The following is a 26,380-nucleotide window of genomic DNA, read 5'->3' on the forward strand; positions in this document are numbered from 1 at the left end:
ACTACTCGGTAACTTAGTCGACGGTTCCGGTGAGGCCCAGTTCGTCCAGCGCCTTACGGGTGGAATCTGCCAGTGCCGCTTTGGTGTTCGATTCACCCGGTTCCCATGCGGTGACCGTCACGATCATCGACGTCGGCGTCTGGCACAACACCAGGAACAGGTGGCCGTTCAGGCGTTCGAGGTCCACCGGCGTCAATCCCGGCTCGACCAGGCGGGCATGGAAATTGTCGGCGTCGGTGCCGTCGGGCCGGTTGAAGGCGGGCGGGAACACGCCGAGGTTCGAGCAGCCGATGGGCTTGCCGACCTTGAGCACCATCTTCTCCAGGCGCCGCACCGCGAACTTCGGCACCAGGGGAGTGAGCGGCAGCGGCGTGAGCATCATCCGGGTCCACTCGTCGACACCGGCGAGTTCGCGTCGGATGTCGCCGCGCAACTCGGACAGGTCGGTGCTGACCTTCTCGGGATCCGCCATCACGGTGATGGTGCTGAGCGCATTGCCCCGGGTGTCGCCTTCGGTGCGGATGTTGACGGGGAACGAGAGCATGGCCCGGCCGTCGTCGCCCAACCGGCCCACCACCTGCCCGACCCGGGCGGCGAGCGCGGCGAACATGACGTTGCTCGTGCCGCCGAGGGCCTTCGCGCGCTGGTACCACTCCTCGATCTCGACGTGGACGGTGACAAACGGCGGCGTCACCGGCGTGGTGCTCCCGCTGGACACCGGCGCGCTCACCGATTTGGCCGACGCCGCGAGGTCGCCCTTCTGGTCGCGGGCGATCTTGGCGGCGCCGACGACGGCCTTGAACCAACTGGGCACCGCGCGCACCGTCTGGCGGAGGTCTTCGCGCAGTGCGTCGCGCCGGGTGCGGGCGCCGGCGATCGGGTAGCCGAGATCGCGCGGCGACCCGTTGACCGCGTCGGCGACGGCTTCGGCGATGGCCAGGCCGTCACCGACGGTGTGCGACACCACGAGCGACACCGCCGCGCCGCCGCCTTCGAGTTGCTGCACGCCGAGGTGCCACGGCGGGCCGTGTTCGGGGTCGACCGGGATGTAACCGCGTTCGTTGACCCAGTCGTTGACCTCGGCGACGGGTCGCGTCCCGGGAGCGACGTCGAGGTCAACCGGTCCGGTGGAGCGGACCCACCGGTGGCGGCCGAACGGCAGCGGCGACCGTTCGATCCGGCGGCCCAGCAGGCCACCGCTACCCAGATTGCGGTGCAGGCGACGCAGGCCATCCAGGTCGACCGGATGTTCGTAGATCCAGGTGTATTGGATCAGCGGGCCGCGGCCCAACGCCCGTAAGCCGGTGAAGGAGGCTTGATCGCCCAGGTCGATCGTGTTGTCGGCTACGGTCATGTCGCGAATGTTACCCAGCCCACAATATTTTGCTGCGCGAGCCTGTGGGTTGTCTGGGGGGAAGCTGATCCGGCGGATCGGTCCGACGCGCTATGATGAATTGAGAATTTCTTCAATCCATCAATTAGGGGTGCGGCAGATGGTCGACAGCGTGCTCGACGGTCCCGAACGGCCGCTGTACGAGATCAAGGCGAACCTCTTCAAAGCGCTGGCGCATCCGGCGCGCATCCGGGTGCTGGAAATCCTGTCGACCTCTGACGGTCCGACGCCGGTGAGCGACATCCTCGCGGCCAGCGATATCGAGCCGACGCTGCTGTCCCAGCACCTGGCGGTGCTCAAGCGTCATCACGTCGTCAGCGGGTATCGGGCCGGCAACGCGGTCTACTACACGCTGGCCCATCCGAAGATCGCCGAACTCCTGCTCATCGCGCGGACCTTCCTCGCCGATACCCTAGCCGCCCAACGTGATCAGCTCGACGCCGTCGGCTCGCTGCCGCCGATCGGCACCAGCCGATGACCACGCTCGCCGCTGACCGCATCACCAGGTTGCTGCCGTCGCGCGCGGACTACGCCGGCCTGGGGCACTCGTGGCGGCGTGACGTCCTCGCCGGGGTGACGGTCGGGGTGGTCGCGTTGCCGCTCGCGCTGGCGTTCGGCATCAGCTCAGGGGTCGGCGCGGCGGCCGGTCTGGTCACCGCGGTCGTGGCGGGGCTGGTGGCGGCGGTGTTCGGCGGGTCGCACGTCCAGGTGTCCGGGCCGACCGGGGCGATGACGGTCGTGCTGGCGCCGATCGTGGCGCAGTACGGACTGGGCAGCGTCGCCGCGGTCACCATCTTGGCCGGGGTCATCGTCGTGGTGGCCGGCGTCACCGGCGTCGGGCGTGCGGTGACGTTCATCCCGTGGCCGGTGATCGAAGGATTCACCCTCGGCATCGCCGCCATCATCTTCCTGCAGCAGGTCCCGGCGGCATTCGGGCAGGCGGCACCCGCCGGACGGTCCCCGCTGGTGGCCGCGGGCGTCGTCGTCTCGCACATCGACACGGGTGCGGCCCGGCCGGCCCTGCTCGTCACGGCGCTGGTGGCGGTCCTGATGATCGTGCTGCCCAGGTTGCATCCGGCTGTGCCGGCCTCGCTGGTGGCCGTTGTCGCCGCGACCGCGCTGGTGGCCGGTACCGGGTTGTCCGCCATGCGGATCGGGGCGCTGCCGTCGCGGCTGCCCGCTCCCGTCTGGCCGCACGCCGACCTGGCGGTCCTGCACTCCCTGTTCGGTGCGGCACTGGCCATCGCCGCACTGGCCGCCATCGAGTCGCTGCTGTCGGCGCGGGTCGCGGCGACGATGTCCCCGACCGGGCCCTACGACCCGAACCGGGAACTGGTGGGGCAGGGACTGGCGTCGGTCGCCTCCGGGGTGTTCGGCGGCATGCCCGCCACCGGGGCCATCGCCCGCACCGCGGTCAATGTGCGGTCCGGCGCGCGGACCCGCGTGGCGGCCATCGTGCACTCGCTGGTGCTGCTTGCCGTGGTGTACCTGATCAGCGGTCTGGTGGGGACCATCCCGCTGGCGGCGCTCTCGGCGGTGTTGATGGTGACGGCGTTCCGGATGATCTCGCCGCACACCGTCACCCGGATTCTGCGGTCCACGCGTTCGGACGCGGTGACTTTTCTGCTGACCGCGACGGTCACCGTCTGCTTCGACCTGATCCAGGCCGTCGAGATCGGCATCGCGGTCACGGCACTGTTCGCGCTGCGCGCGCTGGCCCGCCGCAGCAGTGTCACGCGGGAGGAACTGCCGGGGCCTTATATGCCCGGCGACGAGCGCATCGCCCTGCTGCGGCTCGACGGCGCGATGTTCTTCGGTGCGGCCGAACGGATTTCGACCGCGATCACCGACGGCAACCACCCCGAGACGTCCGTCGTCATCATCAGGCTGTCGCAGCTCGGCATGCTCGACGCGACAGGCGCGCACACCTTGACGCAGATCGTCGAAGACCTCGAGGCACGCGGCATCACCGTGATCATCAAAGGGGTCAGGCCGGAGCACCGGGATCTCCTCGCGGGCGTCGGCATCATCGACTCCCTGCGGCACGAGAACCATCTCATCGAAAACTTGGACGATGCCATCGCCCACGCCCGCAGCCACACCACCCGCAGCGCCTCGAAAACCCATCCAGGAAAAGGAAACCCGATATGAGTCTGATCGACGAGCCACGCCTCGGCGACGACGTCGCCGTCCACAGGAAGGCGTCCGAGGTGCGCCCGGGCTCGGGTGTCCTGGTGATCAACCGCGGCCCCGGACCCGGCGGCCAGTTCCTGCTGGCCGACGACGTCGTCGCCGCCGGCCGGCACCCCGACAGCGCGGTGTTTCTCGATGACATCACCGTCAGCCGGCACCATGCCGAAATCCGTTGGCTGGACGACGAATACTGGATCATCGACGCCGGCAGCCTCAACGGCACCTATGTGAACGGGACCCCGGTTCAGGCCCTCCCACTCACCAGCGGTGACGAAATCCAGATCGGCAAGTTTCGCCTCGGCTTCACCTGCCGGCCGCAGGACCGGTGACCGCGCCGGTCTGATCCGGGCCCTCCGCCGACCCTGCCGTATATAATGTGCCGGTGGATGAGCAGTCGCCCGACAGGGTTGTGAGCAAGGAAGCCGCCATCGGACCGGAGGCCCGGTTGTCGTGGCTGTTGTCGTGGTTGGCCGGCATGATCGGCGCGGTCGCGTTCCTGCACAGTGCCGGATACTTCGTCACCTTCATGACGGGCAACACCGAACGCGCCGTGCTCGGCTGGTTCGACGTCGCGGAACGGCAGAAAGTGTCCGGAGCCGGGCCGCAGGCGGCGTTGTGGTTGATGGCCTGCTTCCTGGCGGGGGTCTTCGTGGCGTCGTTCCTGCGGCGCAGGTACTGGCAGAACCATCCGCACGGGGCCACGGCCCTGGTGACCTTCGGCCTGTTGGTGGCGTCCGTCGTCGAGCTCTATGAGGACGGCTGGTACTACGAGGACGTCAACTTCACCGGCATCCTCATCATCTGTTTCTCGGTGGGCGCGCTGAACACCAGCTTCGTCAAGAACGGTGAAGTGGCGGTACCGCTCAGTTACGTCACCGGAACGGTCGTCAAACTGGGCCAGGGGCTCGAACGGCACATCTGCGGCAAGGGCACCGTCTACGACTGGCTCGGTTACCTCGCGCTGCTGGGGTCGTTCATGGTCGGCGCCGGCGTGGGCGGCGGGCTGGCCGACCGTCTCACCGGCCCGCAACTCATCGGCACCGTCGGAATTATCTGCGGCGCAACGACACTCGTCACGTTCTTCCATTCGGACAAGAGGCACCGCGAGCCCGAGCAGGCGCCGGAGCCCGCCGCCTAGCACCCGCCGACGACAAAGGCCACGAACTCACCGGAGTTCGTGGCCTTTGTCGTGAAGGCTGAGGTCAGCGGATCCAGCCGCGACGACGCAGCCACCAGCCGCGCACGACGATGACCAGCAGGAGGATGGCGAAGCCGATCAGCCAGGCGTCCTCGACGTGGCCGACGTGGTTACCGCGCAGCATCACCAGCAGGAAGATGGCGGACAGGATGCCACCGGCCTGAATCACGGCGCGGTTCATCTTGGACCAGCCCCACTCGGCAGAGGGGACGTCCTCGACATCGACGCCGGTGCTTCGTTCGACCTCGGTGGTGGCCACGGCAACTCCTTAACGATCCGGTGGATTGCCGACATTCTTACATACGACGCTCGGTCGTATTTGTTGGTGGCCACGTTGTTGCCGCGCGTTTATCCGGTCGACCACCGTTACTCGAATGCGGGCATCGGGCGGCACAATAGAGACGTGAGTGAGCGGCTACGAGTCCTGGTGCTCGGCAGTACCGGGTCGATCGGTACCCAGGCCCTGGAGGTGATCGCCGCCAACCCCGACCGGTTCGAGATCGTCGGCCTGGCGGCCGGCGGCGGCAACGCGGAACTGCTGGCCCGGCAGCGCGCCGAGACCGGGGTCACCAACATCGCGGTGGCCGATCCCGCCGCCGCCGAGCGCATCGGGGACGTCACGTACGCCGGCGCCGACGCGGCCACTCGGCTGGTCGAGGACACCGAGGCCGACGTCGTCCTGAACTCCTTGGTCGGCGCGCTCGGTTTGAAGCCGACGCTGGCCGCGCTGCACTCGGGTGCCCGGCTTGCCCTGGCGAACAAGGAATCGCTCGTCGCGGGCGGACCGCTGGTGCTCAAGGCGGCGCAGCCCGGTCAGATCGTGCCCGTCGACTCCGAGCATTCGGCGCTGGCGCAGTGCCTGCGCGGCGGCACCGGTGACGAAGTGGCCCGGCTCGTGCTCACCGCGTCGGGCGGCCCGTTCCGCGGCTGGGCGGCCAAAGACCTCGACGACGTCACCCCGGAGCAGGCCGGTGCCCACCCGACGTGGTCCATGGGCCCGATGAACACGCTGAACTCGGCGTCGCTGGTCAACAAGGGCCTGGAACTCATCGAGACCCACCTGCTGTTCGGCATCGACTACGACCGCATCGACGTCGTGGTGCACCCGCAGTCCATCGTGCACTCGATGGTCACCTTCACCGACGGCTCGACGCTGGCGCAGGCGAGCCCGCCCGACATGAAGCTGCCCATCGCGCTGGCGCTGGGCTGGCCGGCCCGCGTGCCGGGCGCCGCCCTGGCATGCGACTGGACCACGGCCTCGACCTGGGAATTCGAGCCGCTGGACGACGACGTCTTCCCGGCGGTCCGGCTGGCCCGGGAGGCCGGCACCCGTGGTGGTTGCCTGACTGCGGTGTACAACGCCGCCAACGAAGAGGCGGCAGCCGCGTTCCTCGACGGCCGGATCAGGTTCCCGGCGATCGTGCGGACCGTTGCTGATGTGCTGGGCGCTGCGGATCAATGGGCCGCCGAACCCAGTACCGTGGATGACGTACTTGATGCGCAGGATTGGGCCCGGGACCGGGCGCGGCGCATCGTCGCACAGGAGGTCGTGCCCGCCCGATGATGTATGCAATCGGCATCGCGCTGTTTGCGCTGGGTCTGCTGGTATCGGTGGCCCTGCACGAGTGCGGCCACATGTGGGTGGCCCGGGCCACCGGGATGAAGGTGCGGCGGTACTTCGTCGGCTTCGGCCCGACGCTGTGGTCCACGCACCGGCCCAACCGGCTCGGCTCGACCGAGTACGGCATCAAGGCCGTCCCGCTGGGCGGCTTCTGCGACATCGCGGGCATGACGTCGGTCGACGAGATCGCGCCGCAGGACGAGCCCTACGCGATGTACAAGCAGAAGGTCTGGAAGCGCGTCGCGGTGCTGTTCGCCGGGCCTGCGATGAACATCATCATCGGCCTGGTGCTGATCTACGGCATCGCGGTGTCGTGGGGCCTGCCGGACCTGCATGCACCGACCAGCGCCGTGATCGGTGAAACCGCTTGTGTGGCCCCGCAGGTGGCGAAGACCGGCGACAACCTGTTCGGGCCGTGCCCGCATCCGGGCGCCGGACCCGCCGCGGCGGCGGGCCTGAAGGCGGGGGACACCGTCGTCAAGGTCGGTGACAAGCCGGTGAGCACGTTCGAGGAGATGGCGAAAGCAATCCGCGGCATGAGCGGCGCCGTCCCGGTCGTCTACGAACGCGGCGGCCAGACGCTCACCACCACGGTCGACATCGAGCAGACGCAGCGCTTCACCGACAAGGAAGCCGCGACCGCGACACAGGTCGGCGCCATCGGCGTGACCGCGGCGCCGCAGCCGGGACCAACGCAGTACAACGTGCTGACGGCCGTGCCCGCGACGTTCACCTTCACCGGTGATCTGTCCGTCGAGCTGGGTAAATCCCTGGCGAAGATTCCGACCAAGATCGGCGCCCTGGTCCACTCGATCGCCGGTGGCGAGCGCGACAAGGAGACCCCGATCAGCGTCGTCGGCGCCAGCCGGATCGGCGGCGAGACCGTCGAACACGGCATCTGGGTGATGTTCTGGTTCTTCCTGGCGCAGCTGAACTTCGTCCTGGCGGCGGTCAACCTGCTGCCGTTGCTGCCGTTCGACGGTGGCCACATCGCGGTGGCGACCTTCGAGAAGGTCCGCAACATGATTCGCGCGGCCCGCGGCAAAGTCGCCGCGGCGCCGGTGAACTACCTGAAGCTGATGCCGGCCACCTATGTGGTGCTGGTGGTGGTCGGCGGCTACATGCTGTTGACCGTGACGGCAGACTTTGTGAACCCCATTCGACTTTTCCAGTAGGAGACCGTGATGACCTCCATCGGTTTGGGCATGCCGGGCGTCGGCAGCGAGCCGCCGGCCCCGCCGACCCTCGCGCCGCGCCGTAAGACCCGTCAGCTGATGGTGCGCGACGTCGGCGTCGGCAGCGACTACCCGATAGCGGTGCAGTCGATGTGCACCACGAAGACCCACGACGTGAACGCCACCTTGCAGCAGATCGCCGAGTTGACGGCGTCGGGCTGCGACATCGTGCGCGTGGCCTGTCCGCGGCAGGAGGATGCCGACGCGCTGGCCGAGATCGCCCGGCACAGCCAGATCCCGGTGATCGCCGACATCCACTTCCAGCCCAAGTACATCTTCGCGGCCATCGATGCCGGCTGCGCCGCTGTGCGCGTGAACCCGGGCAACATCAAGGAGTTCGACGGCCGGGTCAAGGAGGTCGCCAAGGCCGCCGGTGCCGCCGGCATCCCGATCCGCATCGGTGTCAACGCCGGCTCGCTCGACCCGCGGCTGCTCGAGAAGTACGGCAAGGCCACGCCGGAGGCGCTCGTCGAGTCGGCGCTGTGGGAGGCCTCGCTGTTCGAGGAGCACGGCTTCGGCGACATCAAGATCAGCGTCAAGCACAACGACCCCGTGATCATGGTGGAGGCCTACCGTCAGCTGGCCGCCAAGTGCGACTACCCGTTGCACCTCGGCGTGACCGAGGCCGGTCCGGCGTTCCAGGGGACGATCAAGAGCGCCGTCGCGTTCGGTGCGCTACTGAGCGAGGGCATCGGCGACACCATCCGCGTGTCCCTGTCCGCGCCGCCGGTCGAAGAGGTCAAGGTCGGCAACCAGATTCTGGAGTCGCTGAACCTGCGGCCACGCGGCCTGGAGATCGTGTCGTGCCCGTCGTGCGGCCGGGCCCAGGTGGACGTCTACAAGTTGGCGAACGCGGTGTCGGCAGGCCTCGACGGGCTCGACGTGCCGCTGCGCGTCGCGGTGATGGGCTGTGTCGTCAACGGGCCGGGTGAGGCGCGCGAGGCCGACCTCGGCGTGGCGTCCGGCAACGGCAAGGGCCAGATTTTCGTGCGCGGTGAGGTGATCAAGACCGTGCCCGAGTCGCAGATCGTCGAGACCCTGATCGAAGAGGCGATGCGAATCGCCGCCGAGTCGGGAACCGATGCGAGCGGTTCGCCCGTCGTAACCGTAAGCTGAGCACAGTCTTGTGATCGCGGTCACGGGCAGACGCAAATAGCAAACCAGGTCACACTCGCAGAAGGTCGGTGAATGTCGGCACCTCCGCTGTTCCGGATCGCAGATGCGCGCCGGATATCAGTGGTGCGCGAGGTTGCCCAGGTGCAGCAGGTCTTCGACGAGGACCCGGTCGGCACCTGCATGGTGGCCGCGCGCGTGGGCGACCACGGCCTCGATCCGGTGGCCATCGGCGGCGAGCTGTGGACCCGTAGCCAGCCCACCGAGTCGCTGTGCTTCGCCGGGGTGAATCTGATCCCGATGCGGGGCACCGCGGCCGACATGATGGTGTTCGCCGACAAGGTGGTGAGCGCGCCGCGGCGGTGTTCGTCGCTGGTGGGGCGCGCCGAGCTGGTGCTGCCGATGTGGCAGCAGCTGGCCCAGGTGTGGGGCCCGGCCCGCGAGGTCCGGGACTGTCAGCCGCTGCTCACCCTGTCCGATGCGCCGCAGTGCCCGGTCGATCCCGCGGTGCGTCCGGTCCGGATGGACGAGTTGGACGCGTATGTCGTTGCGGCAGTGGACATGTTCATCGGCGAGGTGGGAGTCGATCCGCGGATGGGCGACGGCGGCCGCGGCTACCGCAGGCGGCTGGCGGGGCTGATCGCCGCGGGCCGCGCCTGGGCGCGGTTCGAGGACGGCCAGGTCGTGTTCAAGGCCGAGATCGGCGCCCAGACGTCGCGGGTCGGTCAGATTCAGGGCGTGTGGGTACACCCGGACTGGCGTGGCCGCGGTCTCGGCGCCGCGGGCACCGCGGCGTTGGCGGCGGCGGTGCTGCGCAGCGGCCGGACCGCCAGCCTCTACGTCAACGACTTCAACGCCCCGGCCCGGGCGATCTACCGGCGTATCGGGTTCGGTCAGCTGGGCACCTACGCCACCGTGCTGCTGGACTGACGCGCATCCGCGTGCGGTGATGCCGCTGGTTCGGTTGCCCCGGGATTGCCGGTTCGTGAGCGGACCGCCGAGAGCGCGCAGACGACGACGGCGCCGCCACCAAGGACCGTCGGCCAGGTGAGCCGTTCGTGGAGGAGCAGCGCTGCCCAGAGGATGCTCAGCACCGGCTGCGTCAGTTGGGTTTGGCTGACCTGTGCCATGGGTCCGATCGCCAGTCCGCGGTACCACGCGAAGAATCCGAGAAACATGCTGACCGCGGCGAGGTAGGCGAACGACGCCCATTCCGTCGGGCCCGCGACGGGCGGACCCGTGGCCACCGACACCGCGGTGAGCGCGACCATGAGCGGGGACGCAGCCACCAGGGCCCACGAAATCGTCTGCCACGCACCGAGTTCGCGAGTCAACAGACCACCCTCGGCGTAGCCGACCGCCGCGGCCACCACCGCGCCGATCAGCAGCAGATCCGAGATGTGCAACGTCCCCAGGCCGTCGCCCTGCAAGCCGGCGAAGGCGACGGCGGCGACCGCGCCGAGCGCTGCCGCGAACCAGAAGCGGCTCGGCGGACGTTCCCCGGTGCGCAGTACCGAGACGACGGCCGTTGCCGCGGGCAAGAGCGCGATAACGACGGCACTGTGCGCGGCGGACGTGGTGGTCAGCGCATACGTCGTCAGCAGCGGGAAGCCGATCACCACGCCGCCGGCCACGATCAGCAGACGTCCCCACTCGACGCCGCGGGGCAGCCGCTGCCGGGTGACGGCGAGGGCTCCGGCGGCCAGCAGCGCGGCGACGACAGCTCGACCCGAGCCGACGAACAACGGGGACATGGCCCCGTGCTGCACGGCGATGCGGGTCAGTGGGACGGTGAACGAGAATGCGAGGACGCCCAGCATGCCCCAGGCAAAGCCGGAGTTCACGGATAGCGGTTCCAGCCGATTGCGGATAGCGCTACTTTGTATTTTCACATTTGACGATAGCAGTGGCGCCCGGGTTGAGCCATTGGAATTTGGGCCGCCGGGGCCGCGGCGTCAGGTCGACTGAGCGGCCAAAGCCTGCCCGAGCACGCGCACGCCATCGGCGAAGCGCGCGGGATCCGCGCCGGCGTAGCTGAGTCGCGTGTGGTTTCCGACCGGTTCGGCCGGAAACCACTCGATGCCATCGGGGATGAGGAGGTCGGCGCCGGCGCAATCGCGTACCAGTCGGTCCAACTCCACGTCGTCGGGCAGCCGGACCCAGAGATACAGGCCGCCTGCGGGAAGGTGGTCCACCACGGCTTGTGGCGCGTATTCGGCCAGGCAGTGCGCAAGCAGATCGCGGCGCTCCCGCAACTGCCGCCGCAGGCTGCGGAGATGCGTTCGCCATGCCGGCTGCAGGACGACGTCCAGGGCGGCCGACTGCAGAACGCCACTCACGTACATGGACTCGGCGGCCCGGTCCGCCAGGATCCGGTCGCGCACCGGGCCGCGGGCGATCACCGCACCCACCCGCACCGCCGGTGACATGCTCTTGGTCAGTGACCGCAGATACACCACATGCCCGACGTCGTCGTACGCCGCCAAGGGCAATGGGGTGCTGTCGATGCCGAAGTCGTGGGCCCAGTCGTCCTCGACGAGGAAGGCGCCGTGCTCTCGCACCACCGCCAGGATTTGTTCGCGCCGGGCCGGAGACCATTGCGCACCAGTCGGATTCGCGAAGTTCGGTTGTGCGTAGAACACGCGTGCACCTGTCTCCGTGAAAGCCCGGGCAAGGTCGGCGGGGTCAGGGCCGTCGCCGTCGCCGGTGACCGGGGCTGTTCGCACGCCGGCGTGTGCCGCCGCCAGGATCGCGCCCCAGTACGTCGGCGATTCCATGATCAAGGGCTGTCCGGGTCCGACCAGCGCGCGGAAGATGGAACTCAGCCCACTTTGCGTACCGGGGACGACGATGACATCGCGCGGCGCGGGCGCGGCGACTCCGGCCGGCGTCACCGCGGCCAGCTCGTTGGCGAACCACGTCTGCAACGCCGGCAGTCCCGTGACGGGGGACCTGGTCATCGCGGTATCGGCGCGCGCGGCGCGAGCCAGCGCGGTCCGCACGGCGCGGTCGGGGAGCAGGTCGACGGCGGGGAAGCCGGAGTGCAGTCCGATCGCGTCCTGGGTGATGTCGCGCAACGCGGTGGGCAGGCTCGGGGTCCGGGCATTGGCGCTTCGCAGGGCGCCGGCCTGCCAGTTGACATTCAACGGGCGCGCGGCGCGAGCGCCCCTGACGAAGCTGCCGGCGCCGGGCCGGCTTTCGACCAGGCCGAGGCCGATCAACGTCTGCATGGCCCGCTGCACCGTCACCGGGCTGGCCTCATACCGCGCCACGAGTGTGCGGCTCGACGGGAGTTGCGTGCCCGGCGCGGCATCGCGGATCCAGGTCCGCAGGTCGGCGACGATCCGGTCAGCGCTGCTGTGCCCCATCGCGGAATGGTAGCGCTTTTCAGAACGATGCTTCGCTCGTCGCGCCGCCGGCCGGTTGATCGGCTGCGTCCCCGGGCCGATGCCGTCCCGGGGTCGACGGATCTCACAAAACTGTCACGGTTGCGTCTCGGTGTGCCTCCGTGCCGCGCGCTGGTCACACTTCTAACATCAGCTCCAATGGCAACGCACACATCATCCGTTTCACGCTCGGCCGCGTTGTTGTCGGTGGTGGCGGTCGCAGGAGCGATGACGGCCTGCACCCCGAAACCCAACGGCCCCGAGCCCACCGCGCAGGCGTTCTTCGCCGCGCTCGGCCGCGGCGACACCGGCGCCGCCGCCGAGCTGTCCGACAAGCCCAATGACGCCCGCACCGCGATCAACCAGGCCTGGTCGGGCCTGCAGGCGACCAAGCTCGACGCGCAGGTGCTCGGCTCCAAGTACACCCAGGACACCGGCAAGATCACCTACCGGTACACGTGGCACCTGCCCAAGGATCGCATCTGGGCCTACACCGGGCAGCTCAACATGATCCGACAGGACGGCCGGTGGCAAGTCCGTTGGGGCAGCACGGATTTGCATCCCAACCTGGGGGAGCACCAGAGCTTCCAGTTGCGCGCCGACCAACCGATCCGCGCGTCGGTCAACGAACTCGGTGGCACGAATGTTCTGGTACCCGGGTACCACTACAACTACGCGCTGAATGCTCGTTCCGCGGCGGGCGAGCTGATGCGGACCTCCCGCGTGGTCGCCGACGTGCTGCGGCAGTTCGACAACACCATGGACGCCCAGCGGCTCGCCGAACAGGCGAGCTCGTCCACCGGGCCGCTGAACCTGATCACCCTGCGTCGCGAGGACAACGACAAGGTGTCCGGGGCGCTCGCGCATCTGCCCGGTGTGGTCATCACGCCGCAGCCCGAGATGGTGCCCACCGACCCCCGATTCGCGCCGGCCATCGTCACCGAGGTCAAGAAGCAGGTGGCCGATCAGCTGATCGGCCAGGCCGGCTGGCGCGTCGTCAGCGTCAACCAGAACGGCGCCGACATCGACGTGCTGAACGAGGTACCGGGTAAGCCGGCCCCGTCGATCACCATCAGCCTGGACCGCAACGTGCAGAACGCCGCCCAGGATGCGGTGAACATGGTGGGCCGCAAGGCGATGATCGTCGCGATCAAGCCGTCGACCGGCGAAATCCTGGCGGTGGCCCAGAACGCGGCAGCCGACGCCGACGGCCCGACCGCCACCATGGGCCTGTACCCGCCCGGGTCGACGTTCAAGATGGTCACCGCCGGTGCCGCCATCGAATCGGACATGGCCGGACCCAACACCCTGCTCGGGTGCCCCGGCACCATCGACATCGGGCACCGGACCATCCCCAACTACGACCGGTTCGATCTGGGGGTGGTGCCGATGTCGCGAGCCTTCGCGAACTCGTGCAACACCACCTTCGCCGAGCTCGCCAGCCGGATGGCACCGCGGGCTCTGACCAACGCGGCGGCCCAGTACGGCATCGGCGCCGATTACCAGGTCGCCGGCATCGACACCGTCACCGGAAAGGTGCCGCCCACGGTGAACCTGGCGGAGCGCACCGAGGACGGCTTCGGTCAGGGCAAGGTCGTGGTGAGCCCGTTCGGGATGGCGCTCGCGGCTGCCACCGTCGCGGCCGGCAAGACCCCGCTCCCACAGCTCATCGAGGGCCGCCCGACCACGGTCACCGGCAACACGGCGCCGATCAGCCCGAAGATGGTCGACGGCCTGCGGCCCATGATGCAGCTGGTGGTGACCAGCGGTACGGCCAAGGATCTGCACGCCAGCGGCGACGTGCGCGGAAAGACAGGTGAAGCCGAATTCTCGGGTGGCTCACATGCCTGGTTCGCCGGCTACCGCGGTGACCTGGCCTTCGCGGCCCTGATCGTGGGCGGCGGCGGGTCGGAGACCGCGGTGCGCATGTGCCGGGACATGTTCAAGGGACTGCCGCCGGATTATCTGGCCTGAGTAACCTGTTTGGGTGACCAACAGCGACGAGATCGCGGTCCTGCGCGTCTCCGACGCCGACCGCAACGGCACGCTCCGGCGGCTGCACAACGCGGTGGCCCTGGGGCTCATCGACATGGACGAGTTCTCCGAGCGGTCCGCGCTGGTCGCCCTCGCCCGGCAGCAGGCCGAGCTGGCGGTCCTGGTCGGCGACCTGCCCGCGCCCAACGCGATCGTGACGGGCTCGGCCGACCGCGTCGAGCTGCGCGGTGTCATGGGGTCGCTCAAGCGGCAGGGTGAGTGGGTCGTCCCGACCCGGCTCGCGCTGGTCCGCCGCGTCGGCTCCATCGACCTGGATCTGACGCGGGCCCGGTTCGGCGGGCCCATCGTGGTCATCGAACTCGATCTCAAGTTCAGCTCGCTGGACCTTCGGCTGCCCGACGGCGCCAGCGCCTCCATCGACGACGTCGAGGTTGCTGTCGGCAGTGCCACCGACCACCGCAAGGACGCGCCCGCCGATGGAACTCCGCACGTCATCCTGACCGGGCGGGTGGTCTTCGGTTCGGTCGACATCCGCGGACCGCGCCGGACCTGGTTCGGCCGCGGCGACCGCTAACTGCGGCGCCCGTTAAGCTGGGACGATGTCAGTTCGTACCGCGCTTCGCCCCGGCGAGGTGTCTCCGACCCTGCCGGTGCCCAAGTCGATCCCGCGTCCGGAGTACGCGTGGAAGCCGACGGTGCGCGAAGGCAGCGAGCCCTGGGTGCAGACCCCTGAGGTGATCGAGAAGATGCGCGTCGCCGGCCGCATCGCAGCGCAGGCGCTCGCCGAGGCCGGCAAGGCCGTCGCACCCGGCGTCACGACCGATCACCTGGACCGGGTGGCGCACGAGTACATGCTCGACCACGGCGCCTACCCGTCGACGCTGGGCTACAAGGGTTTTCCCAAGTCCTGCTGCACCTCGCTGAACGAGATCATCTGCCACGGCATTCCCGACTCGACGGTCATCGAGGACGGTGACATCGTCAACATCGACGTCACCGCCTACAAGGACGGCGCGCACGGCGACACCAATGCCACCTTCCTGGCCGGGGACGTGTCGGAGGAGCACCGGCTGCTGGTCGAGCGCACCCATGAAGCCACCATGCGGGCCATCAAGGCCGTCAAGCCGGGACGGCAGCTGTCGGTCGTCGGCCGGGTCATCGAGTCGTACGCAAACCGGTTCGGCTACAACGTGGTTCGCGACTTCACCGGGCACGGCATCGGCGAGACCTTCCACAACGGCCTGATCGTGCTGCACTACGACAAGCCCGAGGTCGAGACCGTGCTGGAGCCGGGCATGACCTTCACCATCGAGCCGATGATCAACCTCGGCTCGCTGGACTACGAGATCTGGGACGACGACTGGACCGTCGCCACCGTGGACAAGAAGTGGACGGCGCAGTTCGAGCACACCCTCGTGGTGACCGACGACGGCGCCGAAATCCTGACCCTGCCCTGACGTGACCGGCGGGGCGCTGCTGGTCGCCGGGACGACGTCGGACGCCGGCAAGTCGATGGTGGTGGCCGGCCTGTGCCGGCTGCTGGCGCGCAAGGGCGTGCGGGTCGCGCCGTTCAAGGCGCAGAACATGTCCAACAACTCGGCCGTCACGGTCGAGGGCGGCGAGATCGGCCGGGCCCAGGCGATGCAGGCCCGTGCCGCCGGATTGGCGCCGAGCGTGCGGTTCAACCCGATCCTGCTCAAACCCGGCGGGGACCGGACGTCGCAGCTCGTGGTGCGTGGCGTCGTCTCCGGCACGGTGGCAGCGGGGGACTACTTCACCCGGCGGACCCAGCTGGCCGCCGTCGTGGCCGACGAATTGGCTTCGTTGCGAAGCGAATTCGATGTGGTGATCTGCGAGGGCGCAGGCTCGCCGGCAGAGATCAACCTGCGGGCGACCGACGTGGCCAACATGGGGCTGGCCCGCGCCGCGAACCTGCCGGTGGTCGTCGTCGGCGACATCGACCGGGGCGGGCTGCTGGCGCACCTGTACGGCACCGTGGCGGTGCTCGAGCCCGATGACCAGAAACTGATCGCCGGCTTCCTGGTCAACAAGTTCCGCGGCGATCCGGCGCTGCTGGAACCCGGTCTGCGGCAACTGGAATCGCTCACGGGCCGCCCGACCTACGGCGTGCTCCCGTACTGCGACGACCTGTGGCTCGACGCCGAGGACTCGCTGTCGGTCACGCCGCGCGGACAGCTGGGCCGGCCGGCGGCACCGCGGGGCGCGGAGGCACTGACCGTCGCCGCGGTCCGGTTGCCCCGCATCTCGAACTCCACCGACGTCGAGGCCCTGGCGTGCGAGCCGGGTGTGCACGTCCGCTGGGTCGACACCGCGGCCGAGCTGGCCGGCGCCGACGTGGTGGTGCTGCCGGGCAGTAAGGCGACGGTCTCGGATCTGAATTGGCTGCGCGACCGGGGACTCGCGGAAGCCGTTGTCGCGCATGCCCGGTCGGGCCGCGCGGTGCTGGGCGTCTGCGGCGGGTTCCAGATGCTGTGCTCGACGATCCACGACACCGTCGAGTCCGGCGCGGGCCGGGTGGCCGGTCTGGGTCTGCTCGATGCCGACATCGAGTTCGACGCCGACAAGACTCTGAAGCACTGGGATACCCCGTTGTACGGCTACGAGATTCACCACGGCCGCCTCGCGCGGTGCGCGGAGCCGGACTGGCTGGGGGTCGGCATCCGGCGGGGTCAGGTGTACGGCACCCACTGGCACGGGCTGCTGGACAACGACGCCGTGCGGCGGACCTGGCTCGCCGAGGTGGCGGCCGGTGCCGGCCGCAGTGGGTTCGTGGTGTCCGACGACGTGAACGTCGCGGCCCTGCGCGACGCGCAGCTCGACGTGATGGCCGATCTGCTTGCCGCACATGTGGACATCGGCGCCGTGCTGGGACTGGTCGAATCCGGTGCGCCGGCGCGTCCGGTTATCGCGAGCAGCCTGCTCCCGTGATCAACTCGGTTCGCCCACGGGCTCCAAGGGGTCGAGCGGCTCCTCGACCTGCTTGATGGGGCCGGTGAACCAGTTCTTCACCGACACGTGCCAGTAGACGTAGAGCAGCAACAGGACGCTACCGACCAGCAACGGCGTGTAGTTCACGAACTTCCACTCGAAACTCGGGTCCCACGGCACCCCGCCGAGGGATGTCGGGAACATCGCGATGACCGAGGTGATCGTGATCTCGGCCAGCGCGACCGGCGCCATCCACCGGTGGTGGCCGCGCAGATTCCAACTGCCCGTTTCGAATTCGTCACCGGCGCGCCAGCGGTAGTAGATCGGCACCGCGAAGCACAGGTACACCCCGACGACCCCGATGGAGACGACGGCGTAGAACGCCACCGGGGTGGGCGTGCCGTTGATGTCGACCTTCACCAGGGCCGGCAGGGTCAGCGCGGCGGCCACGACCGCGGTGATCGTGACGCTGTGTGTCGGCACCCGGTGCTTGTTGACCTCCGACCACCACCGGTGGCCCGGCACCGCGCGGTCGCGGCTGAAGGCGAACAGCATCCGGGATGCGCTGGTCTGGCAGGCGACGGCGCAGAAGAACTGGCCGGCCGTCGAGATGAACAGCACCGCCGTCGCCCAGCCCGAACTCATCGCCTGGTTGAAGATGGCGGCCACGGCGCCGCCGCCCTTGGACACGCCGTCGGCGTCCTGCACCGCAAACAGGAAGGCCAGCAACAGAATCCAGCCGCCGACGGCCGAGTAGAAGATGGACCGCCAGATACCCTTGGCGGCCGCGCCCGCCGCGCTCTTGGTTTCCTCCGACAGGTGGGCCGACGCGTCGTAGCCGGTGATCGTGTACTGCGTGAGGATCACCGAGATCGGCAGCACGACCAACAGCCAGCCCGCGCCCGAGGTGGCGCCGCCGAACATGCCGCTGTTGTTGATCGTCTTGGCGAAGACGTCCGAGAAACTCGCGTGGTGGCTCGGCACGAAGATCAGGATGCCGATGACGGCAGCCGCACCGAAGACGTGCCACCACACCGAGACGTTGTTGATGATCGCCAGCAGGTGGCTGGAGAAGATGTTGATCAGCGCCGAGATACCGAGGATGGCCACGAAGATGACGAATGTCCGGGTGAGGCTGTATCCCGCCAGCCAGTCGGCGCTGAGGGTGCCCAAGGTGAGGTCGATGAACGTCGCGCAGCCGTAGGCGACGGACGCGAGGATTGCCACCAGGCCGATGAGGTTGAGCCAGCCGGCGTAGAAACCGGCCTTTGCGCCGCCGAGTTTGGCTGCCCACCAATAGATTCCGCCGGAGGTGGGAAAGGCTGACACCAGCTCGGACATACAGAGGCCGATGACGAGGATGAACGCCGCGACGATGGGCCAGCCCCAGGCGATCGCGGCCGGTCCGCCGTTGTTCCAGCCCAGCCCGAACGAGGTGAAGCACCCCGAGAGAATGGAGATGATCGAGAACGAGATGGCGAAATTGCTGAAACCGGACCAGGAGCGCTGCAGTTCCTGGCTGTATCCGAGCTTGGCCAGTAGCAGCTCGTCCTCGGTAAGTGCTTCGTGTCCTTCTGGCACTGCGGCCTCCTTAGGCGCCCCCGGATGTTGAAGAACAATATGGCGCGTCCGGGTTTCGCGCTGGCCAACCGGTGCCGGCGTTACGGCGATGTTTCGGCCCCGCTCAGCCGTGCAGGATGCGGTATTGCTCGATCGCCCCGGGGTGCAACGGGGTTCGGCCGGTCTGGATCATCGACGGGGGTTGCAGGTACTGCAGACCGCGAACCTCGGGGGGCATGAGTTGGGTTGCGTCCGTGGCCAATACATCGACGGCGGCGGCCACCAAGGGGTTCGGCAGGCCGGGCTGGCACAGCAACAGATCGGCGGAGCCGATGGTGTACACGTTCGCCGGAACGTAGGCGCCGATCGGCGCGCGCAGCAGCAGGTAGGGGTAGGACGCCAGTTCCGACATCGGCGCGACCCATGGCGTCAGGTCCAGGATGCGCAACGGCAACGTCTTGTCGAGCTCGGCGATGGCGGGCGTCGGGATACCGCCCGACCAGACCAGCGCGTCGATGGTGTGGTTGCCCAACGCGGCCACTGCCTCGTTGAGGCGCATTTCGGTGCGCCGGAGCCGGTCGGTCAGGTTCGCCGCACGAAAGAGCACCGTGGTGACGGCCGCGACGCCGGAGCCGGCCGGTCCCGTTGAAACCGTCAGTCCGGCAAGGTCGTTCACCTGGCGGATGGCGGAGTGGTCGGGGACGACCAGCTGTACGTAGTTCTCGTAGACTCGCGCGACCGCCAGTGGCGCATCGGGAGCCGGCCCGGATCGCAACCGCTGCTCGACCACGTCTGCCTGCGCGAGCGCCATGTCGGCCTGGCCGGACCGCAACAGCTCGAGATTGTCGACGCTGCCTGCGGTGGACATGACGGTGACCGTGATGCCGGGATACCGCACCCGTAGGCGCTCGGCGAAGATTTCGCAGACCGCCAGGTACAGACCACCGCGATCACCCGCGGCCAGCCGGATGGTGCCGCGCGTGCCGTTCGGCAGGCAGGCCGCGACGACCGTCGCGGCCGAGGAGGCGAGGAAAGCGCGCCGGGTCAGGGTCATGACGTGCTCGCCGGTAGCTGATAGCGGACCGCGAGACCGCCGTCGGGGGAGCGGCCAACCGACGCCAATCCACCGTTGGCGGCGGCGATTTCGGTGGCGATGGCCAGACCGAGGCCCGTGCCCTGGCTGTCGTCGTGCCCGCGCCAGAAGCGGTTGGCCGCCTGCGAGACGGCGTCGGCGGGTAGGCCGGGGCCGTTGTCGCTGACGGTGAGATCGATACCGGCGTCGGTGGGCACCGTCGACACGATGACGGTGGTACCCGTACCGGAGTAGCGCAACGCGTTGTCCAGCGCGATGTCCAAGAGCTGCTCCACATCGTGGCGCGGCATCTGGACGGCGAGGTGCGGGTGGGCGGTCTCGAAGCGCAGTCGCTGCTCGTTGGGGTCGGCGGTGGTCTGCCAGAAGTCCAGCCGCTGTTCGACGACACTGTCCAGATCTGTTGAATCATGAACTGCCGCAGCCAGACCGGTGCGGTGGCTGTGACTGGCTTCCTCGGCGCGCGCCAGGCGCAGCAATTGGGCCAGCAGGTTCTCCAGGCGGTCCAGCTCCGCCGACATCGACTCGTAGGTCGGGCGTCCCGAGTCGGCGACGTGGTCCTCCAGGGTGTCGGCCCGCAGCCGCACGGCCGCCAGCGGGTTGCGCAACTGGTGGGAGGCATCGGCGATGAGCCGGCGTTGATGGTCGAGCGAGGCGTGCACGGCCTGTGCCATGGCGTTGAACGCCGACGTGAAGCGCCGCAGCTCGGGCGGTCCCGACACGTGAGCCGGCTGCCCGGCGATGCCACCGGCCATGTCCTCCACGGCGCGCTCGAGCCCGACCAGCGGCCGCAGCACCCACCGGGTCACGCTCTGGGCGGTGACGGCCGCAACCCCGAGCAACACGATGCATCCGGCCGCGATCCACAGCCAGTCCACGGTGATGTCGTGTGCGGCGGCGGCCGGGTCGACGCCCAGGACCACCGCCCCGATCAGCTCGCCGTTGCGCCGAATTCCCTTGGCCTCCAACATCGGTTGCCGCGTCCACGGCAGGATTCGGGTCCGGGGCGCGGCGGGAGCGTCGGACACCGCGCGCTCCGCGGCGGTCGTCACCCCCGGATCGGTGCCGGACAACCCGGCGCCGGCCAATGTCCGGCCGTCCGCGTCGACGATCAACGCGCCTTCGCCGTACACGCGGTGGTACCGCTCGACCAGGTCGGTGTCGAGGGCGCTCGCGCCGGCGGCGATGTCGGCCAGCGTCGTCAGCTGCCGCTCGCGTTCGGTGTGCAGGACGTTGGTCCGGTGGTCGGCCAGGCTCAGGGCCAGCGGGATCGCCAACGCCGCCGTCGCGATGAGCAGCAGCGTCATCAGGAGCGCACGAACCCGCAGACCCACGTCAGTGGTCCAACCGGTAGCCGAAGCCGCGCACGGTGTGCAGAGGTATTCCGGCCAGCTTGGACCGGATCTGGCCCACGAAGAAATCCAGGGACCGCGAGCGGCCCACCACCGCGGTGCCCCAGCATTCGAGCATGACCTCTTCGCGGCTGACCGCCTCGCCCTGACGGGCGGCCAGCGTCGCCAGAATCTGGTACTCGGTCTTGGTCAGCGCCTGCGCCTGTCCGGCCACGGTGACCTCGTGCCGGTCGCGATCGATGGTCACCGGCCCGGCCACCACGGGCGGGCGCGCGACGGGACCCGTGCCACGCTGCACGCGTCGCATGACGGCCTCGATCCGGGCCAGCAGCACCGCCTTTCGGACGGGCTTGACCAGGTAGTCGTCGGCCCCGGCGCGCAGCCCCAGCACCACGGCGCCGTCGCTGTCGCGTGCCGTCATGATGATGACCGGTGCGGTCGACGCCCGGCGCAGCGTGCGCAGCACGTCCAGCCCGTCCATGTCGGGCAGGCCCAAATCCAGTAACACGAGGTCGCAGCCCTTGACGCGATTGAGTGCGTCGTCGCCACGAGTGGTGTGGGTGACGGTGAGCCCGGTCTGTTCCAGCAGCTCGACGAGCGCAGCGGCGACCCCCTGGTCATCCTCGACGAGCAGCACGCGCATGGGCCGATGGTAGGGCGCGTGCTGGGCGGACCCGCTGATTTCGCGCCGAATCTGAGGATCGTGCAAGGAAAGACCCGGCGCGGGCCGCGGAGTCTTCCGGTGGACCCGGCGCGCGGAAACCATGTGCTCATCAACAGGCACGAGGAGGTCACGATGTACGCGAACACCCATTTCTCCCGGGCGGCGGTCTCCGTCGTGGCAGGTGCCCTGATCGCCATCGGCGCCCACGGGTCTGCCTGGAGCACAACTGGATTCATGCCCGCGGCGGATGCCGTGGCGACCGGTCATTCCTGCGACGTCGTGGTCGTGGCGAACACGCTGTGTCAGAGCGGGCAGCACCGGCACGGCACGGCGCCCACGGTCGGCCGGGCCTACCTCGACCTGAACCCGCGGCCGACGGCCTGAGTGACGAGCGGACGGAGCAGATCATGAACGTGGCACTCGCAAGCAGCGCGGCTCGGCTGGCAGCCGTCGCAAACCAGGACTCCTCGTGGATCCCGATGGTCGTGTGCTTCGCGGTCGTGGGCATCATCGTCGGCATGGCGATCCTGATGGGCCGGCGACAGCCCGCCGCCGCGCGGGGACAGGCCGGCGCGCGGGCGCGGCCGGCGCCTACGGCTACGGCTACGCCGGCTCCGATGGCGGCGGCTGGGACGCCGGCGGGTCCGCGTGCTCGGACGGCGGTGGCTCGAGTGGCTGCTGCGGCGGCGGAGGTTGCGGTGGCGGCGGGTGCGGGGGCGGCGGTGGCTGCGGCGGTGGTGGCGGCTGCTGAATATCGGTACCGGCGGTCCGGTGGTGTTCGCTACGGTGGCGTCATGCCAATCATCCCGACCGTCGACGGTTTCGGCGCCACCGTCGACGTGTCTGGCCCCGACGCCGCCACGACAGTCGTCATGCTCACGACCAAGCCGGCGACGGGCGCCCTGTGCGAATTGCTGCACACCGCATCGCTACGCACCGTGGTGATCGAGGCCGACGACCGGCTGACCGTGAATTCGGTTGTCGGCATTCTGGATACGCTCGGGGTGAAGTGGGCACTGTTGTTCGCCGACGGCGGTGCGGGCGAGCTGGCCTGGCACCTGGCGGCCACCCGACTGGATCGGTTCACCGCCCTGGTGGCCATCGACGGCAGCCATCCGCGCGCCGACGGGGCGTCGGGCGACGGGTGCCCGCCGGTGGAGATCAACACCACCGTGGTCGTAACAAGCGCCGATGCCCGCGCCCGGGCGCAGGCCGGACAACGCTTCATCTACGGCGAATTCCGGATGTCCGAGCTCATGGGCCGGCGCAGTGCCGAGGAGTTCACGGCCCAGGTGGCCAACGAGATCGTGCTGCGTAGCAGTACCTGGTGACCGGCCAGCCACTGTCGGTCCCGGCCGTTATCGTGACGACATGGAAGGCACGGACTCGACGGCCGGGCTAGCGCTCGCGCCACACGAGTTGCTTCGTGCCTTCAACGCACAGACCCTGGCCCGCGGCGAGACCTATGCGAACCAGGGGCGCGTGGTCGCCGCCAGGTACGACCCGGTCGACGGCACGCTCACCGGCTCGTGCCTGGGTTCGAAGTCCGAGTACTACGACGTCGAAGTGGCGTTGTCGGGTCCCCGCACCGGCCTGGAGATCGAGTACACCGTCTGCACCTGCCCGGTGGGGCGGTACTGCAAGCATGCGGTGGCCCTGCTGTTGGCGGCCGTCCCGAGCGCACCCGACCGCGCGGCCCCACAACGCTGGCAGGTGGTGCTGGGTTCGCTGCTCGACGAGATGACCGGCGCCGACACCGACACCGGCGGCAAGCCGCTGGCCCTGGAGTTCGGGATGCTGCCTGCAGGCCGGTACCACACGACGCCGATCGCGACGCTCCGGGCGCTGACGGTCGGCAAGCGCGGAAACTGGATCAAGAGCGGCATCAACTGGCGGCGCCTGTTCGACGCGGCCGATCCGGGGGAGTTCGACCGGGACCAGTACAGCGCGCTGCGGGCGTTGGTGCTCGCGGTGCCCGGTTACTATCCGTACAGCAGCGACCAGTTGGTGCTTTCGGCTGTGGGACAGAGCTTTTGGGCCGATCTGGACCAGGCTGTGGAGGCCGGTGTCACGCTGCTTCCCGGCGCGCAGATCCGGGCCGTGGAGTTCGCCAAGGACGTCCGTTTGCGGCTGGACTTCGTGGTGTCCGACACCGGCGGCGCGCAGATGTCGACGGTGCTCGTCGTCGATGGCGAACCGCGGTCGCCCCAGGGCATCGGGCTGGTGGGCACCCCGACGCCGCACGGCTTCCACCAATTGGTGGACGGCATCCTGCATCTCGGCGCCTTCGCACCGGCGCCCGGTCCCACGCTGCTTCGGCTGATCGCCGGCGGTGAGAAAGTACAGATCCCGCCCGAGGCACTGTCCGAGTTCGCGGTCGACGTGCTGCCGCGGCTGCGCCGGACGGTGGCCGTCGACATGCCCGAGGGGCTGTTCGCCGAACCGGACATCGTGGGGCCGTTGCCCGTCCTGAGCATCACGGCCGGCGAGGTCGACGGCCACGTGAAGTGGCGCACCCGCTACGAGGTGAACGGGCAGCGTCAGGAGTTCGACGCGGTGGGTGTCACGCGCACGAACGGTATCCGGGACAACGCCGCCGAGGACGCGATGTGGCGGGCGATCGCGCCGGCGCTGGAACTGATCTCGGGTCTGTCGGCGACGGACGATCCGCTGGCCTCGCTGCTGCTGTCGCGCCGGCTGTCCCTGCCCCAGATCGCGGTGTTGTGCCACGAGGTGCTGCCGCAGCTCGCCGGGTACGAACAGCTCATCGTCGAGATCGATGAGCGGGCCGCGGCATTCCGGCGCTCGGTCGCCGGCGCGCAACTCGGATTCGGCACCGCGTCCTCCGACGAGGCGCCGGCGCAGGACTGGTTCGACCTGCACATCACCATCGACGTCGACGGCCACTCCGTGGCGCTGTCTGCCGTCATCGGGGAACTGGCGCTGGGGGCCACCCACATGCTGCTGTCGAACGGGGTCTACTTCCGGCTCGACACCCCCGAGCTGCTCAAGTTGCGGTCGCTGATCGACGAAGCACAGGCGCTGGGCGAGCTCGACGGCGACCGGGTGAATGCGGCATCGCTCAACGCGACGTTGTGGGCCGAGCTGCTGGGCCTCGGCGTCGTCGACCGGGAACTGGCGCAGTGGCGCGACAACATGGCCCGGCTGGCCGCGGCACAGCCGCCCGTTGCCGTGCCCACGCCCGCCGGACTGCAGGCCGAGCTACGCGACTACCAGCGCGACGGGCTCAACTGGCTGGCGTTCCTGTGGGACAACGGACTGGGCGGGGTGCTGGGCGACGACATGGGGCTCGGCAAGACGGTCCAGACGCTGGCCCTGGTCAGCCGCGCCGTCGAGCAGGGTGCGGGCAAGTTTCTCGTCGTGGCACCGACCAGCGTGGCCTCCAACTGGGCCGCCGAGTGTGCGAAGTTCGCGCCAGGACTCACGACCGTCGTCGTGTCGAGTACCGAAGCCCGCGGCGCGGTGCCCATCGCCGAGCAGGTCGCCGCGGCCGACATCGTCGTCACAACCTACACGCTGCTGCGGATCGACAACGACAAGTACCGCGAAATCGCCTGGGCCGGAATGATTCTCGACGAGGCGCAGTTCGTGAAGAATCATCACAGCAAGACGCACCAGTGCGCGCGCCGACTCGATGCGCCGTTCAAACTGGCCATCACCGGCACTCCGATGGAGAACAACCTGATGGAGCTGTGGTCGCTGTTGTCGATCACGGTGCCGGGCCTGTTTCCCAGCCCGAAGATTTTCGAACGCTACTTCCGCAAGCCCATCGAGTTCGACGGCGAGCCCGGCCGCCTGGCGCTGCTGCGGCGCCGCATCAAGCCGGTGTTGTTGCGCCGCACCAAGGATCAGGTCGTCAAGGAGCTGCCGCCCAAACAGGAGCAGGTGCTGGCCATCGAGTTGTCGGCCAAACACCGCAGGATCTACGACACCCGGCTGGCGCGCGAGCGGCAGAAGGTGCTCGGCCTGCTGGGGGAGTGGGAGAAGAACCGCTTCCAGATCTTCCGGTCTCTCACCCTGCTGCGGCAGCTCAGCCTGCATCCCGGCCTCGTCGATCCCGAGACCATGGAGGCCGGGTCCACCAAGGTGGACTTCCTGATCGAACAACTGGACCAACTGGTCGCCGAGGATCACAGCGCGCTGGTGTTCAGTCAGTTCACCGGTTTTCTGGCGATCCTGCGCGACCGTTTGGACGCGGCCGGGATCGAGTACAGCTATCTGGACGGCTCGGTGGACGCGCGGGGCCGGGCGCAGGCCATCGACGACTTCAGCGGCGGGCGGACCAAGGTGTTCCTGATCAGTCTGAAAGCCGGTGGTTTCGGACTCAACCTCACCGCGGCCGACTACTGCTTCCTGTGCGACCCGTGGTGGAGCCCGGCCGCCGAAGCGCAGGCCGTCGACCGGGCGCACCGCATCGGTCAGCAGCGGCCGGTGAACGTCTACCGGCTGGTCTCCGAGAACACGATCGAGGAGAAGGTCATCGCGCTGCAGGAGCGCAAGCGCGCGCTGTTCGCCGCGGTGATCGACGACGGCGACATGTTCGGCACCGCAATCACCGCCTCCGACATTCGCGAACTATTGCGCTGAATCGCCTTACCCGCCATGGATTT

Annotated in this window: 23 protein-coding genes; 15 read left to right on the plus strand and 8 right to left on the minus strand. The window is 68.9% G+C overall.

Features of this window, described 5'->3' with window-relative positions; translation table 11 throughout:
- Positions 1 to 13 precede the first annotated feature (13 nt).
- Positions 14 to 1,354: a hypothetical protein gene (locus ACJEIK_RS12285; RefSeq protein WP_409431530.1), complete on the minus strand. Its 1,341-nt coding sequence runs from the start codon at positions 1,352 to 1,354 to the stop codon at positions 14 to 16.
- Between the two features lie 139 nt (positions 1,355 to 1,493).
- Between ACJEIK_RS12285 and ACJEIK_RS12290 the strand changes: the two genes are divergently transcribed.
- Genes ACJEIK_RS12290 through ACJEIK_RS12305 form a run of 4 tightly spaced genes read left to right on the plus strand, consistent with a single transcriptional unit; the run spans position 1,494 to position 4,724 of the window.
- Positions 1,494 to 1,871 (plus strand): ArsR/SmtB family transcription factor, encoded by a 378-nt coding sequence (locus tag ACJEIK_RS12290; RefSeq protein WP_135356334.1) that lies wholly within the window; start codon positions 1,494 to 1,496, stop codon positions 1,869 to 1,871.
- Complete coding sequence (locus ACJEIK_RS12295; protein ID WP_174814025.1) at positions 1,868 to 3,544, plus strand: SulP family inorganic anion transporter; 1,677 nt, start codon at positions 1,868 to 1,870, stop codon at positions 3,542 to 3,544. The genes ACJEIK_RS12290 and ACJEIK_RS12295 overlap by 4 nt, the downstream gene beginning before the upstream one ends.
- Positions 3,541 to 3,915 (plus strand): FHA domain-containing protein, encoded by a 375-nt coding sequence (locus ACJEIK_RS12300; protein ID WP_138248867.1) that lies wholly within the window; start codon positions 3,541 to 3,543, stop codon positions 3,913 to 3,915. The genes ACJEIK_RS12295 and ACJEIK_RS12300 overlap by 4 nt, the downstream gene beginning before the upstream one ends.
- A 53-nt stretch (positions 3,916 to 3,968) precedes the next feature.
- The gene (locus tag ACJEIK_RS12305; protein ID WP_138248868.1) at positions 3,969 to 4,724 is read left to right on the plus strand and encodes a YoaK family protein; all 756 of its coding nucleotides are present in this window, start codon (positions 3,969 to 3,971) and stop codon (positions 4,722 to 4,724) included.
- Positions 4,725 to 4,788: 64 nt separating this feature from the next.
- On the opposite strand, the gene ACJEIK_RS12310 is transcribed toward ACJEIK_RS12305, so the two are convergent.
- On the minus strand, positions 4,789 to 5,043 hold the full coding sequence (locus tag ACJEIK_RS12310) for a DUF2631 domain-containing protein (protein WP_061001105.1): 255 nt from the start codon (positions 5,041 to 5,043) through the stop codon (positions 4,789 to 4,791).
- 123 nt (positions 5,044 to 5,166) lie between these two features.
- Here ACJEIK_RS12310 and dxr point away from each other — a divergent pair, with 123 nt between their 5' ends.
- From dxr to ACJEIK_RS12330, 4 genes are all read left to right on the plus strand, one after another.
- Complete coding sequence (gene dxr / locus ACJEIK_RS12315) at positions 5,167 to 6,348, plus strand: 1-deoxy-D-xylulose-5-phosphate reductoisomerase (RefSeq protein WP_409431688.1); 1,182 nt, start codon at positions 5,167 to 5,169, stop codon at positions 6,346 to 6,348.
- Positions 6,345 to 7,580: an RIP metalloprotease gene (locus ACJEIK_RS12320; RefSeq protein ID WP_061001104.1), complete on the plus strand. Its 1,236-nt coding sequence runs from the start codon at positions 6,345 to 6,347 to the stop codon at positions 7,578 to 7,580. The genes dxr and ACJEIK_RS12320 overlap by 4 nt, the downstream gene beginning before the upstream one ends.
- A 9-nt stretch (positions 7,581 to 7,589) precedes the next feature.
- Positions 7,590 to 8,756, plus strand: a complete 1,167-nt coding sequence (gene ispG / locus ACJEIK_RS12325) for a flavodoxin-dependent (E)-4-hydroxy-3-methylbut-2-enyl-diphosphate synthase (protein ID WP_061009581.1) — start codon at positions 7,590 to 7,592, stop codon at positions 8,754 to 8,756.
- 72 nt (positions 8,757 to 8,828) lie between these two features.
- A complete protein-coding gene (locus ACJEIK_RS12330; protein ID WP_409431531.1) occupies positions 8,829 to 9,683 on the plus strand; it encodes a GNAT family N-acetyltransferase in 855 nt (284 codons plus the stop codon).
- Here ACJEIK_RS12330 and ACJEIK_RS12335 read toward each other — a convergent pair.
- Complete coding sequence (locus ACJEIK_RS12335) at positions 9,659 to 10,573, minus strand: DMT family transporter (protein WP_234880617.1); 915 nt, start codon at positions 10,571 to 10,573, stop codon at positions 9,659 to 9,661. The genes ACJEIK_RS12330 and ACJEIK_RS12335 overlap by 25 nt on opposite strands.
- A 135-nt stretch (positions 10,574 to 10,708) precedes the next feature.
- Positions 10,709 to 12,121 (minus strand): PLP-dependent aminotransferase family protein, encoded by a 1,413-nt coding sequence (locus ACJEIK_RS12340; protein ID WP_409431532.1) that lies wholly within the window; start codon positions 12,119 to 12,121, stop codon positions 10,709 to 10,711.
- A 246-nt stretch (positions 12,122 to 12,367) separates the two neighbouring features.
- On the opposite strand from ACJEIK_RS12340, the gene ACJEIK_RS12345 reads away from it, so the two are divergent.
- From ACJEIK_RS12345 to ACJEIK_RS12360, 4 genes are read left to right on the plus strand one after another with little or no spacing between them, the layout of a single operon-like run.
- A complete protein-coding gene (locus tag ACJEIK_RS12345) occupies positions 12,368 to 14,113 on the plus strand; it encodes a penicillin-binding transpeptidase domain-containing protein (RefSeq protein ID WP_374704272.1) in 1,746 nt (581 codons plus the stop codon).
- Between the two features lie 13 nt (positions 14,114 to 14,126).
- A complete protein-coding gene (locus ACJEIK_RS12350; RefSeq protein ID WP_020101980.1) occupies positions 14,127 to 14,708 on the plus strand; it encodes a DUF1707 domain-containing protein in 582 nt (193 codons plus the stop codon).
- A gap of 25 nt (positions 14,709 to 14,733) precedes the next feature.
- Positions 14,734 to 15,591 carry a type I methionyl aminopeptidase gene (gene map, locus ACJEIK_RS12355; protein WP_135356337.1) on the plus strand — a complete coding sequence of 286 codons (858 nt, stop codon included), beginning with the start codon at positions 14,734 to 14,736 and terminating at the stop codon, positions 15,589 to 15,591.
- A gap of 1 nt (position 15,592) precedes the next feature.
- Positions 15,593 to 17,083, plus strand: coding sequence for a cobyric acid synthase (locus ACJEIK_RS12360; protein WP_133426005.1), 1,491 nt, complete (start codon positions 15,593 to 15,595; stop codon positions 17,081 to 17,083).
- Here the strand turns inward: ACJEIK_RS12360 and ACJEIK_RS12365 are convergent, their stop codons facing one another.
- The 4 genes from ACJEIK_RS12365 to ACJEIK_RS12380 form a co-directional block, all read right to left on the minus strand.
- Complete coding sequence (locus ACJEIK_RS12365) at positions 17,084 to 18,664, minus strand: amino acid permease (RefSeq protein WP_133426006.1); 1,581 nt, start codon at positions 18,662 to 18,664, stop codon at positions 17,084 to 17,086. It abuts the gene before it with no gap.
- A 103-nt stretch (positions 18,665 to 18,767) separates the two neighbouring features.
- Positions 18,768 to 19,697, minus strand: coding sequence for a TAXI family TRAP transporter solute-binding subunit (locus ACJEIK_RS12370; RefSeq protein WP_133426007.1), 930 nt, complete (start codon positions 19,695 to 19,697; stop codon positions 18,768 to 18,770).
- Positions 19,694 to 21,067 carry a HAMP domain-containing sensor histidine kinase gene (locus tag ACJEIK_RS12375; protein ID WP_133426008.1) on the minus strand — a complete coding sequence of 458 codons (1,374 nt, stop codon included), beginning with the start codon at positions 21,065 to 21,067 and terminating at the stop codon, positions 19,694 to 19,696. The genes ACJEIK_RS12370 and ACJEIK_RS12375 overlap by 4 nt, the downstream gene beginning before the upstream one ends.
- Before the next feature lies 1 nt (position 21,068).
- Entirely contained in the window at positions 21,069 to 21,728 is a 660-nt protein-coding gene (locus ACJEIK_RS12380; protein ID WP_061001804.1) for a response regulator transcription factor, read from the minus strand.
- Positions 21,729 to 21,881: 153 nt separating this feature from the next.
- On the opposite strand from ACJEIK_RS12380, the gene ACJEIK_RS12385 reads away from it, so the two are divergent.
- The 3 genes from ACJEIK_RS12385 to ACJEIK_RS12395 all read left to right on the plus strand — a co-directional run bounded on the left by ACJEIK_RS12385 (position 21,882) and on the right by ACJEIK_RS12395 (position 26,357).
- On the plus strand, positions 21,882 to 22,133 hold the full coding sequence (locus ACJEIK_RS12385) for a hypothetical protein (protein ID WP_133426009.1): 252 nt from the start codon (positions 21,882 to 21,884) through the stop codon (positions 22,131 to 22,133).
- 410 nt (positions 22,134 to 22,543) lie between these two features.
- Positions 22,544 to 23,080, plus strand: coding sequence for an alpha/beta hydrolase (locus ACJEIK_RS12390; protein WP_409431689.1), 537 nt, complete (start codon positions 22,544 to 22,546; stop codon positions 23,078 to 23,080).
- Positions 23,081 to 23,120: 40 nt separating this feature from the next.
- Complete coding sequence (locus tag ACJEIK_RS12395) at positions 23,121 to 26,357, plus strand: SNF2-related protein (protein WP_409431533.1); 3,237 nt, start codon at positions 23,121 to 23,123, stop codon at positions 26,355 to 26,357.
- Positions 26,358 to 26,380: the final 23 nt, after the last annotated feature.

The organism is Mycobacterium sp. SMC-16 (assembly GCF_046250085.1).
Taxonomy (GTDB): domain Bacteria; phylum Actinomycetota; class Actinomycetes; order Mycobacteriales; family Mycobacteriaceae; genus Mycobacterium; species Mycobacterium phocaicum.

What these genes read in the sequence shown, in the direction of transcription:
- ACJEIK_RS12395 (WP_409431533.1), top strand. Translation starts at nt 23,121, where the DNA reads ATGGAAGGCACGGACTCGACGGCCGGGCTAGCGCTCGCGCCACACGAG.
- ACJEIK_RS12385 (WP_133426009.1), top strand. Translation starts at nt 21,882, where the DNA reads ATGTACGCGAACACCCATTTCTCCCGGGCGGCGGTCTCCGTCGTGGCA.
- ACJEIK_RS12320 (WP_061001104.1), top strand. Translation starts at nt 6,345, where the DNA reads ATGATGTATGCAATCGGCATCGCGCTGTTTGCGCTGGGTCTGCTGGTA.
- ACJEIK_RS12370 (WP_133426007.1), bottom strand. Translation starts at nt 19,697, where the DNA reads ATGACCCTGACCCGGCGCGCTTTCCTCGCCTCCTCGGCCGCGACGGTC.
- ACJEIK_RS12285 (WP_409431530.1), bottom strand. Translation starts at nt 1,354, where the DNA reads ATGACCGTAGCCGACAACACGATCGACCTGGGCGATCAAGCCTCCTTC.
- ACJEIK_RS12390 (WP_409431689.1), top strand. Translation starts at nt 22,544, where the DNA reads ATGCCAATCATCCCGACCGTCGACGGTTTCGGCGCCACCGTCGACGTG.
- ACJEIK_RS12340 (WP_409431532.1), bottom strand. Translation starts at nt 12,121, where the DNA reads ATGGGGCACAGCAGCGCTGACCGGATCGTCGCCGACCTGCGGACCTGG.
- ACJEIK_RS12295 (WP_174814025.1), top strand. Translation starts at nt 1,868, where the DNA reads ATGACCACGCTCGCCGCTGACCGCATCACCAGGTTGCTGCCGTCGCGC.
- ispG (WP_061009581.1), top strand. Translation starts at nt 7,590, where the DNA reads ATGACCTCCATCGGTTTGGGCATGCCGGGCGTCGGCAGCGAGCCGCCG.
- ACJEIK_RS12345 (WP_374704272.1), top strand. Translation starts at nt 12,368, where the DNA reads ATGACGGCCTGCACCCCGAAACCCAACGGCCCCGAGCCCACCGCGCAG.
- ACJEIK_RS12380 (WP_061001804.1), bottom strand. Translation starts at nt 21,728, where the DNA reads ATGCGCGTGCTGCTCGTCGAGGATGACCAGGGGGTCGCCGCTGCGCTC.
- ACJEIK_RS12290 (WP_135356334.1), top strand. Translation starts at nt 1,494, where the DNA reads ATGGTCGACAGCGTGCTCGACGGTCCCGAACGGCCGCTGTACGAGATC.
- ACJEIK_RS12335 (WP_234880617.1), bottom strand. Translation starts at nt 10,573, where the DNA reads ATGCTGGGCGTCCTCGCATTCTCGTTCACCGTCCCACTGACCCGCATC.
- ACJEIK_RS12300 (WP_138248867.1), top strand. Translation starts at nt 3,541, where the DNA reads ATGAGTCTGATCGACGAGCCACGCCTCGGCGACGACGTCGCCGTCCAC.
- map (WP_135356337.1), top strand. Translation starts at nt 14,734, where the DNA reads ATGTCAGTTCGTACCGCGCTTCGCCCCGGCGAGGTGTCTCCGACCCTG.
- ACJEIK_RS12330 (WP_409431531.1), top strand. Translation starts at nt 8,829, where the DNA reads ATGTCGGCACCTCCGCTGTTCCGGATCGCAGATGCGCGCCGGATATCA.